Below are 12,324 nucleotides of genomic sequence, written 5' to 3' on the forward strand. Positions count from 1 at the left end.
GAAATCACTTGACCACCACACCGGGTAACCGGTTGGAATCGCGGGAGTCCGCTCAACAGGTGGAGCATGCCGGTGTGGAACGGATGACGCCGCTGCATTACGCCGCATTATGGGTGAGGGTTGGTGGCCATGGGTTCGCGGGCTTGCCCGCGACTGCGGGGCGGTTCAGGCGGCCCGGTTGTTCGCGGCCCAGGCCGCTCCTACATGGGCCTGGGAGGCTGTGGGAGCGTGCTTGTACGCGAACGCGGTGTTGGCCCCCTCCCTTGGTCATTGCGAGCGCCCCCACACCCGTCATTGCGAGCGCAGCGAAGCCATCTGTGGGGCGGCGGCTGGCGGTGCGGGCAGGCCTGGCGTGGTGATCGGCGAGGGGGCTCGCCTCCTGCACGGTTTGCGGTGCCAGGCTCGTTCCCATCGGCCAGAGGGCTGGCCTCCTGCGGGGGATGCGGAAATGCCTTGTGTCGGTCGGGTCAGTGCGCGGCGATTTCGTTATAGAAGTTCGGGTTGTCCTGGATGGTGGCCAGCACCTTGGCGGCCAGTCCGGTTGGGTTGCGTCGTTTGGCTTCCCAGCTCTTGACGGTGTCGACGCTCGTTCCCATGGCTTTGGCGAATTCTGCCTGAGAAACACGCAAGCGGGCGCGAATGGCCTTTACGTCCGCCACCTCGTGGCGGGTGACGCGGCTGGCCGCCTTCTTGCCTTCCTTGATGTCGACCGCTTCCTGCAGTGACGTCTGGAGTTCGTCGTAGATGTTCATCAGGGGGCTTCCTCTTTTAACCGTGAGGTGAGTGCCTTCAGTGCAGCCTTTTCGGTGGCGGTGAGGTTGTCTTTCACGTCTTTCGGGTAGGCCAGGATCAGGTAGATGATCTCCGCACTTGCCAGAAAATAGATGACACGCCCGCCGCCGCGCTTTCCCTGACGGCCCAACCCGATGCGAATCTTGCGCAAGCCGCCCGTTCCCTGGATCAGGTCGCCTTTGCCGGGTTGGGCGATCAGAGTGCGCTGGAGTTCTTTCAGTTCATTATCCGAGGCGATCGCCCGAAATTGCCGGGTAAACGTTGGAGTCTCAATGAATTCAATGGCATGTGGCACGCGAGGACATGTCCTTATGTCTGTGAGCCTTTTTTCGGGTACATTGTACACCTTGAGGGGCTCGGAGGCGATCGCCATGATCGGCCAGGGGGCGGCCTCCACGGGGAGGGGGCGCGGTGTCGGCCTGCACGGGGCGGGGCGTTTGGCGTAAACTGCTCGGCTTCCCACTACTGGTTGACGGCTTAACCCATGCTGGATATCCGCAGTCTGCGTCAGGATCTGGACGCTACCGAGGCCGCGCTGGCGCGGCGCGGTTTTACCCTGGACCGTGAGCGGTTCGAGCGCCTGGAGGCGCGCCGCAAGGAGCTGCAGGTGCGCACGCAGGAGCTGCAGGCCGAGCGCAATTCGCGGTCGAAGGCGATCGGGCAGGCGAAGGCGCGGGGCGAGGACATCGAACCGCTGAAGGCGGAGGTGTCGCGCATGGGCGACGAGCTGAAGGGCTGCGAGGACGAGCTGGAGGGCATTCAGGCCGAGCTGCACGATCTGCTGCTGCAGCTTCCCAACCTGCCGCAGGCGGGCGTGCCCGAGGGCCTGGACGAGGCCGCGAACGAGGAGGTGCGCCGCTGGGGCGAGCCGACGCGCTTCGATTTCGACTGCCGCGATCATATCCAGCTGGGCGAGCCGGGGGCGCGCCTGGACTTCGAGGGGGCGGCCCGGGTGGCGGGCGCGCGCTTTGTGGTGATGCGTGGCGAGATGGCACGGCTGCACCGTGCGCTGACCCAGTTCATGCTGGATCTGCATACCCGCGAGCATGGTTACGAGGAGACCTACGTCCCGTACCTGGCCAACCCGGAGACACTGGTGGGCACGGGGCAGCTGCCCAAGTTCGACGATGACCTGTTCTCGGTGGACTGCGAGCAGAAGTTCCGGCTGATCCCCACGGCGGAGGTGCCGCTGACCAACCTGGTGCGCGAGCAGATCCTGGAGGCGGAGGAGCTGCCGTTGAAGATGGTGGCGCACACGCCGTGTTTTCGCGCGGAGGCGGGCAGCTATGGCCGCGATGTGCGTGGCCTGATCCGGCAGCACCAGTTCGAGAAAGTGGAGCTGGTGCAGGTGGTCCGGCCGGAAGACTCGGACGCGGCCCTGGAGGGCCTGCTGGGCGATGCGGAGAAGGTGTTGCAGGCGCTGGAGATTCCCTATCGGGTGATGCTGCTGTCGGCCGGGGACATGGGGTTTTCCGCCGCGCGTACCTACGATCTGGAGGTCTGGCTGCCGGGGCAGCAGGCCTACCGCGAGATCTCGTCCTGTTCGAACTTCGAGGCGTTCCAGGCGCGGCGCATGCAGGCGCGGTTCCGCCCGAAGGCGGGCGAGCGCCCGGAGCTGGTGCATACGCTGAACGGTTCCGGCGTGGCGGTGGGTCGCGCGCTGGTGGCGCTGCTGGAGAACCATCAGCAGGCCGACGGCTCCGTGCGCATCCCCGAGCGGCTGCGGCCGTGGCTGGGGGGCACCGAGGTGATCGCCCCCCCGACGACCCCGTAGGACGTAGGAGACCAGCCCCCTGGCCGATTGGGGCCACGCCAACCCACCGGGGCGGATCGGCCGGAGGGCCGGCCTCCTACCGGGCAGGGTGCGACCCGTAGGAGGCCAGCCCCCTGGCCGATTGCGTGGCGCGCGAACGTGGGGGTAGGAGGCCAGCCCCCTGGCCGATTGTGCGGCCGATCGCACGTCGGGGGAGTAATCGGGTGCCTTGCAGCGTCCAATGGAGTCGAGGGGCCGGAAAATCACATGGCGCCCCGCGGCAGGCCGGTCTGCCACGCCTGTCCAGCGACGGAGCGGTCCGCAAGGAGGTTGGCGTGTTGGGGAAAACGGGATCCGGTAGCGACAGGCGTTCGGGGCGGCTGCTTGCGGCGTGGGGCGCCGTGCTGATGTTCGCGCTGGTGTGGGCGGCGGCCGGAGCGCCCGTACTGGCGGACGAGCCGGTGCCGGAAGCCAGCGAAACGGAGGGCCTGCAGTTCGACGACACCCCGCGCCGGATCGGCCTGGGGACGCCCGACTGGTTCCGGCCGAGCTTTCTCGATATCGAGGAGGATCTGGAGCTGGCGCGCGAGCGCGGGCGCAAGGGGCTGGCGGTGTATTTCGGCATGGATGACTGCCCCTACTGCGAGGCGCTGTTCGAGCAGAACTTCAGCCAGGACGACATCCGTTCCTATCTGTCCGAGCACTTCGACGTGATCGCGATCGACGTGCTGGGGAGTCGCGAGGTGACCACGCTGGAGGGCGAGACCCTGGAAGAAAAGGAATGGGCGCGCAGCATGGGGCTGAACTTCACGCCGTCACTGGCGTTTTTCGACGCCGATGGCGAGGGCATCCACGCGATGCGCGGCTATTATCCCCCGTACCGCTTTCGCGCCCTGCTGGAATACGTGATCGACCGGCATGACCGGGAGGGGAGCTTCCGCGAGTACCTGGACCGCGCCGAACCGCCGCCGAAGTTCGATCTCGAGGACATCAACGAACGGGATTTCTTCGATCCGCCGCCGCACGACCTGGATCGTACCCGGGAGGCGGGCGAGCGGCCCCTGGTGGTGTTCTTCGAGCGCGAGGCCTGCCACGCCTGCGACATCCTGCATTCCGAGCCGCTGCAGAACCAGCAGGTGCTGGAGCAGATCTCGCTGATGGACGCGGTGCAGCTGGACATGGGCGACGACGCGACCCGGGTGGTCACCCCCGATGGCCGCGAGACCACGGCAGCCCGGTGGTCCCGGGATCTGGACATCCACTGGGCACCCAGTATGGTGTTCTTCGACGAGCAGGGGGATGAGATCATCCGCCTGGACTCGGTCGCCCATCTCAACCGCGTGCGCAACGTGATGGAATACGTGCTGACTCGCGGCTACGAGGACTTCGACACCTTCGAGCGCTGGCGCGCCCGGCGCTGACTACGGACGCATCATGCACTTCGAGCAGGACTTCATAGGCGAGCACCGCGATGTCTTCGAGCGGATCGTGGCACGCGCGCACAAGGTCGCCGTGGTGATCTTCGTGATCACCTTTCTGGCGTATGGCGTGGCGGCCTGGATGGCCTTCAACGAGCAGCCCTGGGTCGCGCTGATCCTGGCGACGCTGGCCTATCTGTTTTTTCGCCAGTTCCGGCTGGTGTCGCTGGGGCTGGCGCGCACCGGGCTGCGCGGCGAGACGGGGACGGCGGAGCCGCTGAAGGCGCTGGATCTGGCGCTGGAGGAAGAGGGCGCCCACGCGGTGCTCTCGGAGGTGGAGAATCACCTGCGGGCGATCGACGAGGACGAGCCGGGCGACCCGGGCGAGGAGTCCGCGGGGCCGTCCCGCCGCGGTGCCACCGGGGAAACCGGGGAAGGACCCCGGGGCGGGGATCGGGACGGTTCCTGAGGACGCCGGTTCCGGCGGGTCAGAGTTCGATCGACGTGCCCAGCTTGCCGCCCAGTACCCGGGCCAGGGTGGTTTCCAGGGTCTCGCCGGTGCGGTCGTTCTGCCACTGGCCGGTGGCCTCGTCGTAGCCGAAATGCGCCGGACCTTCCGGTGAGGACAGCCAGATCTGCTCGGCCGCTTCCTGGCGGTTGAGGATCATCTGCGCCCCGTCCTCGAACTCCAGTGTCAGCACGCCGTCGATCAGATCGATATCCAGGTCCCCGAGGTCGGGGTGGTCGCTCAGGCGGGCGTAGAAGTCGTCCAGGGTCTGTTCGGCGAACACGGCAAAGGAAGGCTGGCTCATGGGATCTCCCGCTCGGAATGGGCTGTAACGGCTATGGCGCGGATTATAGGGACGCCGCGGAGCGGTTGCCTATCCACCCGCGCGCCACGCGGCGATGGCGACGCCGACCCAGCCGAGGATGAACAGGGTGCCGCCGATGGGGGCGATCGCTCCCAGCATGCGCGGGGCACCCAGGGCCAGGCCGTACAGGCTGCCGGCGAACAGCAGGATGCCGGTGACAAAGGCCACGGCCGCGGCGGTGGCCCAGCCGGTGGCCAGCTGGCTCCACAGCGCGGCGATCAGCAGCAGGCCGAGGGCGTGGATGAAGTGGTACTGCACGCCGGTGTGCCAGGTGTTGAGGGCGCGTTCGGACAGGCGCTGTTCCAGGGCATGGGCGCCGAAGGCCCCCAGCACCACGGCGACCGCGGCCAGCGCGGCGCCGATGACGATCAGGGTGCGGACCATGGCGGTCAGCCGTTGTCGTCCATGTCGCTGTCGATGTCGCGGCCGGGGACCCAGCCGTGTTCGCGGGCGCGCTCGATCGCCTCGTTGTGGATGCGTTCGTGGCGCTCGCGCAGCTCTTCCGGCAGGGCGGAGGGGCGCAGGCCGTATTCGTCCCACTTGGCGTTGACCTGGCTCTGCAGAGCCTGGATCTGGCCGATCTCCCAGCCGTCGCAGGTCTGCTCTTCCGGCAGGATGCCGAACACCCAGGCATCCCGGATGATGTTCCCGATCGGCGTCATGCCGCCGTAGAGGTCATTGTAGAGACCGACATAGCGCCGGTCGTTGCGGATGGATTCTCGATTGGAGGTAGGCATGGCGGTAGTGTATGCCGCTGACCCCTCCCCGTGAAGGGCCGGGGCACCGTTTGCAGTGGGTTCTCGCAATCTTTTGTTGTGGAGGTAACGTCATCGTGCTCCGTTCTTCGCCGGATCCGGAGACCGCACTGCGCCGCCTGCGCCTGCGGGCGCTGCTGAAGCTGATGGCGCTGGGCGGCGTCGTCGCGCTGGCGCTGGCGTTCTCCGCGCAGTTCGTGTCGCTGCCGGGCGGTTCGGGGCCGGAGCCGCGGAGCCTGGATCTGGCGGAGATTGAAGTCGGCGAGGTGAAGCGGCTGCGCTGGAACGGGCGGCACGTGCTGGTGGTGCATCGCGATGCGGCGCTGCTGGAATCGCTGGATTCGATCGAGGCGGAGGCCCTGCGTGACCCGCAGGCGCGGCGCGGGCGTCAGCCGGAGGGGCTGGCGTTGCCCGAGCGCAGTTTCACGCCGGACTGGCTGGTGGTCTATGGCGAAAGCGCGGACCTGGGCTGCGAGCTGGACCTGGTGCATCCGCAGGAGGCCGACGGCTGGCCGGGCGGCTTCGAGGACCGCTGTCGCGGCGGGCGTTACGACGCCGCGGGGCGGGTGTTTCGCGATCAGCCCGGGGCGCGCAACCTGGAGATCCCGCAATACCGGCTGCACGGTGACGGGGAACGGCTGATCCTCGGCGGCTCCTGATTCCTGGTGGAAGACACGGAATCGGGCGGATGCGGGATCGGCCGGAGGGCCGGCCTCCTACGGGGGGCAGGGTTCGGCCTGCAGGAGGCCAGCCCCCTGGCCGATCCGGCGCAGGGGATTGGCCTGTGGGAGGCCAGCCCCCTGGCCGATCAGGCGCCGGGCTTGGCCTGTGGGAGGCCAGCCCCCTGGGCGATCAGGCGCGGTAGAGGTCGAAGCGTACCGCGCGGCCCTGGATGGCGGAGACTGGGGTGGCGCCGGGCAGAGGGACGGCCCCGGCGGGGCGCTTGACCACGACGCGGCCGCGGGTGGCGGGGATCAGCGCGGCGAGCGTGGCGGCCGCGTCGCTTTCCGTATCGCTTGCGGCATCGTGTTCTTCAGTGTCTTCCGCCGGGGATGCCTGGCCCGGATGCGGGTCCGGGGCGTCCATCAGCGCCTGCAGGATCTGCATGTCTTTCTTGACTGCGGCGTTCTTGCGCCGCTGCGGGAACATCGGGTCGAACACCGCTGCATCGGCGGGCGCGGGCAGGGCGTCGGCGGCGAATGCCTGCGGGAACAGGTGCACGCGTGCGGCGCTGGCGGCCAGGGTCGGGTCGCCGGCGTGCGCGGCGCGCTGCAGGGCATCTTCCAGCAACAGGGCGACGACCGGGTGGCGCTCGAAGGCACTGACTCGCCAGCCCCGCGCGGCCAGCAGCAGGGCGTCGCGCCCCAGGCCGGCGGAGGCGTCGACGACGTGCGCGTCGTCGCCGATGCGCCCCACCGCTCGCACCAGGGTCTCGTGCGCCGCGCGGGCCTGGCGGTAGCCCTGCCGGCCGCGGACAAAATCCGGGGTCAGGCGCAGCGGCTTCCTGCCGCCCTCCAGAACCAGGCTCAGGCGGTCCGCTTCCACTTCCAGGGTGAGCGCCGCGTCGCCGCCATGGACGTAGCCGGCGGCGTCCAGCCGGCGCTGCAGGGCCCGGGTGCGCTCCCGGGCGCGCGGATCGTCTTCCGGGGCCGGGCGCAGTTCGAGGGTCATCGACGGGGCCGCGGTCAGTAATGCGGCGGCGGGGGTTCGGGGATGTCCTGCCCGCCCGCGCTGCCATCACCGGCGGCGGCCTCCAGCGCCCGCAGGCGGCCGTGGAGCCATTCGATCTGCCGGGTCAGGGCCTGGTTCTCCTGCTGCAGTTCGGCCTGCACCCGGGCCTGTTCCTCCTGGGTGAACTCCAGGTAGGCCAGGCGTTCTTCCAGGGTCGCGATGCGCTGTTCGGGGGTGGGGTCGCTGGCGGCCATGCGGGCTCCCGGTGCGCGTTCAGTCAACGCGGTTGCGCGTCTCGCCGGCGGCGAAGGCGCGGATGTTGGCGGCGATCTCCTCCAGCACCGCCTGTCGTGCCGAGCGCGCGGCCCAGGCGGTGTGCGGGGTCAGCACCAGGCGCGGCAGGTCGGGGGCGAGCAGGGGATGATCGGGCGGCGGCGGTTCCGGCTCGAGCACGTCGATGCCGGCGCCGGCGATGCGTTTCTCGCGCAGGGCTTCGGCCAGGGCCCGCGGCTCCACCAGGCCGCCGCGGGCGGTGTTGATCAGCAGGCCATCGGGGCCCAGGCGGTCCAGGGCGTCTTCGTCGATCAGGTTGCGGGTGGCGTCGGTCAGCGGGCAGTGCAGCGAGATCACGTCGCTGGTCTCCAGCAGCTCCGGCAGGGGGACGCGCCCGTTATCCGCGGCAGGATCCGCGGCGGGTTCGGCGTCGCGCAGGCTGCGGGCGTAGCGCACCTGCATGCCGAAGGCCTCGGCCAGGCGCGCGGTGGCCTGCCCGAGGACGCCGCGCCCGACGATGCCCATGCGCATGCCCGACAGGGTGCGGATCGGGTGGTCGAGCAGGCAGAACTGGTCGGACTCGCTCCAGCGCCCGGCGCGGATGTCGGCGCGGTAGTCGTCCAGCCGGGTGACCAGGGTCAGCAGCAGGGCCATCACGTGCTGGGCCACCGAGTCGGTGGCGTAGTCGCGGGCGTTGGTCACGGCGATGCCGAGCTCGCGCGCCGCCGCCACNNGTGGCGGCCGCGCAGATCAGCTTGAGATGCGGGCTGCGTTCGAGCACCTCGCGGTCGAGGACGACCTTGTTGGTGATGGCGATGTCGGCCCCGTCCAGGCATTCGCTGATGGCTTCGGGGTCGGCGGGCGTGCGTTCCCGGCGCACCCAGCCCGGGGCGGCGCGGTCCAGCGGGGCGAAGTCCAGGTCGTCGCGGTCGACGGTGGCCGTGTCCAGGAAGACGGCGCGGGGGGCGGAGGGCAGGTTCGGTTGGGCCATGAGGTTCAGTGTTGCGATCGGGCGGAGGGCAGGGGCCAACAAAAAGGGCCCCGCCGGAGCGGGGCCCGCGTGCTGGCGAGTCCGGGAGGGTCCGGGCTCGGCCGGCGCGTCAGTTCTCGCCCATAAAGGCGTGGAACAGGTTCAGCATGTGCAGGAACATCACGTACAGGTTGGCGTACAGCGACACCGTCATCACCACGTAGTTGGTCTCCTGGTCGTGGATCATGCGGCTGGTGTCGAACAGGATGGCCGCCGACAGCAGCAGCACCACGGCCGCGGAGATGGCCAGCGACAGCGCCGGGATCGCCAGGAAGATGTTGGCGACGATCGCCAGCAGCGCCACGATCAGGCCGACCACGATGAAGCCGCCGAGGAAGCTGAAGTCCTTCTTGGTCGCCAGCGCATAGCCGGACAGGGCCACGAAGGCCACGGCGGTGGCGGTGAATGCGTTGCCGACGATCTGCGGGCCGTTGGGTAGCCCCAGGTACATCGACAGGATCGGGCCGAGGAAGAACCCGAGCGTCCCGGTGAAGGCAAAGGTCAGCACCAGGCCCCAGACCGAGTTGCGCGTGAAGTGGATGGCGAACGGGCCGCCAATCAGCACGCCAAGCATCACGATCCAGTGCACCGGCGGGGCACCGATGGCCATGGCGACGAAGGCGGTGACCGCGCTGAAGGCCAGGGTCAGGGCCAGCAGGGTGTAGGTCTGGCGGATGACCTTGTTGGTGGAAATGGTCTCGCCGATGGAGCCCGTGCTGGACGGGTTCCGTTTCGAGCGGACGATCTGGTCTCTGGACACGGTCGTTTCCTCCTTGGGTTCAATATGCGGTCAGTGTACAGCCGAGGGCCGCGCCGTGCAGCCACCCGCGCCGGAGTCCGGGCCGGGCCCGGGTCAGCTCCGGCTTTCCTGGCCGGCATCCGCTTCGACTCGCGTTTCGCCCACGCGTTCACGGCAGACTTCGACGGCCCGGTCGGTGCTGCGGAAGATGTTGTCCTTGCCGATCAGCTCGTCCAGGCCGGTGCGTTCCATCACCTCCAGCACCTGGGCCTTTACGCCGGCGAACACCAGGGTGACGCCGCGTGCCTTCAGCCGATGCACCAGCTGGTGCACGGTCTCCTCGCCGGAGGCGTCGATCTCGTTGATCCCCTTGCCGACGATGATGATGTATTTCGCCTGCGGATGGCTGGCGGCCAGGTCCAGCACCGCGTCTTCGAAGTAGGGCACGTTGGCGAAGTACAGCGAACCGTCGAAGCGCATCAGCGCGATCTTTTCGTCGGTCTGCAGGCCGTAGCGGCGCGCCTCGCGCAGGGTGCCGTCCTCGTAGCGGGCCAGTTCGCTCACGCGCGGCTGCATCGAACGGTAGAGATACAGGATGATCGCGAGGCCCGCCCCGGTGAGGATGCCGTAGTCCAGGTTGGGGGCCATGGCCAGGGTCGCCAGGAAGGTGACGATGGCGGCGATGCCGTCGTGCTTGTTGGCCACCCAGGCGTGCTTGATCGCCTTGAAGTTCACCAGCCCGGCCACGGCCATCATGATGATGGCGGCGAGGACGGCCTCCGGCAGGTGGTAGATCAGCGGGGTCAGGAACAGCAGGGCGATGCCGATGATCACCGCCGTGAAGAGCGAGGACAGCCCGGTTTTGGCCCCGGAGTTGAGATTGACCGCCGAGCGCGAGAACGACCCCGACACCGGATAGCCCTGGGTGAAACTCCCGGAGATGTTCGCCAGACCCTGGCCGATCAGCTCCTTGCTGGGGTCCAGCCGCTGGCCGGTGCGCGCGGCCATGGCCTTGGCGATGGCGATGGCCTCGGTGAAGCCGACCAGGGCGATGACGAAGGCGGTGGTGAGCAGCGTCATGATGTTGCCGAGACTCAGGTCCGGGATGGTCGGGGCGGGGAGACCCTGTGGCACGTTCCCGACTACCGAGCCGCCGCCGTCCAGGTGCATGGTGTCGTTGTCGACCCGTTCGATGCGCCAGTCGGTACTGTCGGCCTGTTCGCGTTCCGCGTCGGTTAGGTGGTCTTCGCGGATGAAGCGGGCCGGGGCGTCGTCTTCGCCGGGGACGCGGCGCAGGCTGATCGCGCCGAGCTGGTCGCGCAGATCGCGCAGTTCGCTGCGCTGTTCGTCGCGCTCCAGGCCGAGGGTGTCGATCTCGTGGCGGATGCGTACCGCCTCGGCGCGTTCGACCTCGTCCACCTCGGCCTCCAGCTCGCGGATGCGCTGTTCGATGTCGGCCAGCGCGCCGGAACGGGAGTCGACCTCTTCGGCCAGGGCGACCACGTCGGCCGGTGCGACCCGGTCGGCCGCCACTTCGGCCTTCTGCTCGTAGCCGATGGCCCAGCTGATGAGGATGGTGACGACCACGGCGACAAGGACACCGGGGATCTTCGGGACCACGCGCTTCATTGCGACCATCAGCGCGATCGCGCCCAGGCCGAAGGCCAACGTCGGCAGGTGCACGTCGCCGATCTGCTGCACCACGCCCCACAGGCCGACCATGAAATGGCCGCTGGTGTCCACGGACACCCCCAGGATCTTGTTGAGCTGCGACAGGGCGATGATGATGGCCGCGGCGTTGGTGAAGCCGACGATGACCGGGTGCGAGATGAAGCTGACGATCGAACCCAGCCGGAACAGTCCCAGGACCAGCTGGACCACTCCCACCAGGAAGGCCAGCACGATCGCCAGGGCGATGAACTCGGACGAGCCTTCTGCGGCGAGCGGGATCAATGCCGAGGCCGTCAGCAGCGAGACCACCGCCACGGGGCCGGTGGCCAGCTGGTTCGAAGAGCCCCAGAGGGCGGCGATCATCACCGGCAGCAGGGAGGCGTACAGCCCGTAGACCGGCGGCAGACCGGCCAGCTGGGCGTAGGCCATGGACTGCGGGATGAGGACGAGGGCGACGGAGATGCCGGCAATCAGATCCGCGTTGATGGTGTCCTTGGTGGGGCGCCAGCGCAGGAAGGGAAACAGATTGAGCAGCATCGAATTCATGATGGTCGGCCTCGGGTTGCGCCCCGTCGCCGGTCTCCGGGGCGGTCACTGAAGTTCGTGCCGGCGGCCGGCGCCGCGGCGTCTTCGTCCGGCGTCGCGTCAGGAGGCTCGGCGCCGGCGCCGAATCGCGGGAGGCGGATCCGGCCGGGAAGGACAGGGCCGTGATTTTACGGAAGATCGTTATTTTCTTCTATCAAACTCTTTCTATGCGACGCATTGTGGGCCGTATATATGAAAGGAGGCCCGGGCCGGTTTTCCGGCGAGTTGCCAGCCGCGGGATGCTCGCGGAGAATGTGCGCCTCCGGAGAGGTGGCAGAGTGGTTGATTGCACCGGTCTTGAAAACCGGCAGGGGTGCAAGCCCCTCGAGGGTTCGAATCCCTCCCTCTCCGCCAGAATTCCGCAGGAGGCCAGCCCTCTGGCCGATGTGGCATATCCCGAGCCCGATCGGCCAGAGGGCTGGCCTCCTACAATCGGCCAGAGGGCTGGCCTCCTACAATCGGCCAGGGGGGCTGGCCTCCCACAGGGCCGACGCCTCACCGGGCATTACCCCACACGAAAAAGCGGCCCGGGCAATGCCACGGGCCGCTTCTCCGGGAAATCTGGTGGGCGGTGCTGGGTTCGAACCAGCGACCCCTGCCGTGTGAAGGCAGTGCTCTACCGCTGAGCTAACCGCCCCGGAAGGTGCGTAATTTAAGGCTCCGGCGGCGTCCGGTCAAGGGGGCTGAACGCCCGCAGGTAGGAGGCCAGCCTCTGGCCGATCAGGCGCAGGGATTGGCCGGACGGGGAATCGGCCGGAGGGCCGG

13 protein-coding genes, 2 tRNA genes and 1 pseudogene are annotated in these 12,324 nt (G+C 68.5%); 5 read left to right on the forward strand and 11 right to left on the reverse strand.

The genetic code is table 11. The features are described from left to right. Positions 1-467 precede the first annotated feature (467 nt). Together nadS and B1A74_RS08570 are read right to left on the reverse strand one after the other, a co-directional pair. Positions 468-752 carry a NadS family protein gene (gene nadS, locus B1A74_RS08565; RefSeq protein ID WP_018947778.1) on the reverse strand — a complete coding sequence of 95 codons (285 nt, stop codon included), beginning with the start codon at positions 750-752 and terminating at the stop codon, positions 468-470. Then, positions 752-1,087, reverse strand: coding sequence for a type II toxin-antitoxin system RelE/ParE family toxin (locus tag B1A74_RS08570; protein WP_077244383.1), 336 nt, complete (start codon positions 1,085-1,087; stop codon positions 752-754). The genes nadS and B1A74_RS08570 overlap by 1 nt, the downstream gene beginning before the upstream one ends. A 189-nt stretch (positions 1,088-1,276) precedes the next feature. Here B1A74_RS08570 and serS point away from each other — a divergent pair, with 189 nt between their 5' ends. From serS to B1A74_RS08585, 3 genes are all read left to right on the forward strand, one after another. Further along, positions 1,277-2,566 carry a serine--tRNA ligase gene (gene serS, locus B1A74_RS08575; protein ID WP_018947780.1) on the forward strand — a complete coding sequence of 430 codons (1,290 nt, stop codon included), beginning with the start codon at positions 1,277-1,279 and terminating at the stop codon, positions 2,564-2,566. Positions 2,567-2,952: 386 nt separating this feature from the next. Continuing rightward, entirely contained in the window at positions 2,953-3,966 is a 1,014-nt protein-coding gene (locus B1A74_RS08580) for a thioredoxin family protein (RefSeq protein WP_077244390.1), read from the forward strand. A 13-nt stretch (positions 3,967-3,979) separates the two neighbouring features. Then, complete coding sequence (locus tag B1A74_RS08585; RefSeq protein WP_018947782.1) at positions 3,980-4,432, forward strand: hypothetical protein; 453 nt, start codon at positions 3,980-3,982, stop codon at positions 4,430-4,432. Between the two features lie 19 nt (positions 4,433-4,451). Here the strand turns inward: B1A74_RS08585 and cyaY are convergent, their stop codons facing one another. The 3 genes from cyaY to B1A74_RS08600 all read right to left on the reverse strand — a co-directional run bounded on the left by cyaY (position 4,452) and on the right by B1A74_RS08600 (position 5,572). Next, positions 4,452-4,775 (reverse strand): iron donor protein CyaY, encoded by a 324-nt coding sequence (cyaY, locus tag B1A74_RS08590; RefSeq protein ID WP_018870757.1) that lies wholly within the window; start codon positions 4,773-4,775, stop codon positions 4,452-4,454. Between the two features lie 69 nt (positions 4,776-4,844). Continuing rightward, positions 4,845-5,219 (reverse strand): DUF423 domain-containing protein, encoded by a 375-nt coding sequence (locus tag B1A74_RS08595; protein ID WP_077244384.1) that lies wholly within the window; start codon positions 5,217-5,219, stop codon positions 4,845-4,847. Between the two features lie 5 nt (positions 5,220-5,224). Further along, positions 5,225-5,572, reverse strand: coding sequence for a hypothetical protein (locus B1A74_RS08600; protein WP_077244385.1), 348 nt, complete (start codon positions 5,570-5,572; stop codon positions 5,225-5,227). A gap of 95 nt (positions 5,573-5,667) precedes the next feature. Between B1A74_RS08600 and B1A74_RS08605 the strand changes: the two genes are divergently transcribed. After that, positions 5,668-6,249, forward strand: coding sequence for a Rieske (2Fe-2S) protein (locus B1A74_RS08605; protein ID WP_208855988.1), 582 nt, complete (start codon positions 5,668-5,670; stop codon positions 6,247-6,249). Between the two features lie 193 nt (positions 6,250-6,442). Here the strand turns inward: B1A74_RS08605 and B1A74_RS08610 are convergent, their stop codons facing one another. The 5 genes and pseudogenes from B1A74_RS08610 to B1A74_RS08630 form a co-directional block, all read right to left on the reverse strand. Next, positions 6,443-7,261: a class I SAM-dependent methyltransferase gene (locus B1A74_RS08610; RefSeq protein WP_077244386.1), complete on the reverse strand. Its 819-nt coding sequence runs from the start codon at positions 7,259-7,261 to the stop codon at positions 6,443-6,445. A 14-nt stretch (positions 7,262-7,275) separates the two neighbouring features. Continuing rightward, positions 7,276-7,515: a SlyX family protein gene (locus B1A74_RS08615; protein ID WP_077244387.1), complete on the reverse strand. Its 240-nt coding sequence runs from the start codon at positions 7,513-7,515 to the stop codon at positions 7,276-7,278. A 19-nt stretch (positions 7,516-7,534) separates the two neighbouring features. Next, positions 7,535-8,525 (reverse strand): annotated as a pseudogene (locus B1A74_RS08620) (NAD(P)-dependent oxidoreductase). A gap of 109 nt (positions 8,526-8,634) precedes the next feature. Beyond that, positions 8,635-9,324, reverse strand: a complete 690-nt coding sequence (locus B1A74_RS08625; protein WP_077244388.1) for a Bax inhibitor-1/YccA family protein — start codon at positions 9,322-9,324, stop codon at positions 8,635-8,637. 93 nt (positions 9,325-9,417) lie between these two features. Next, complete coding sequence (locus B1A74_RS08630) at positions 9,418-11,520, reverse strand: SulP family inorganic anion transporter (protein WP_077244389.1); 2,103 nt, start codon at positions 11,518-11,520, stop codon at positions 9,418-9,420. Between the two features lie 303 nt (positions 11,521-11,823). On the opposite strand from B1A74_RS08630, the gene B1A74_RS08635 reads away from it, so the two are divergent. Further along, positions 11,824-11,913, forward strand: a tRNA-Ser gene (locus B1A74_RS08635). A gap of 208 nt (positions 11,914-12,121) precedes the next feature. Here B1A74_RS08635 and B1A74_RS08640 read toward each other — a convergent pair. Further along, positions 12,122-12,196, reverse strand: a tRNA-Val gene (locus tag B1A74_RS08640). Positions 12,197-12,324: the final 128 nt, after the last annotated feature.

It is taken from the genome of Thioalkalivibrio halophilus (genome assembly GCF_001995255.1).
GTDB classification, from domain to species: Bacteria; Pseudomonadota; Gammaproteobacteria; order Ectothiorhodospirales; family Ectothiorhodospiraceae; genus Thioalkalivibrio; species Thioalkalivibrio halophilus.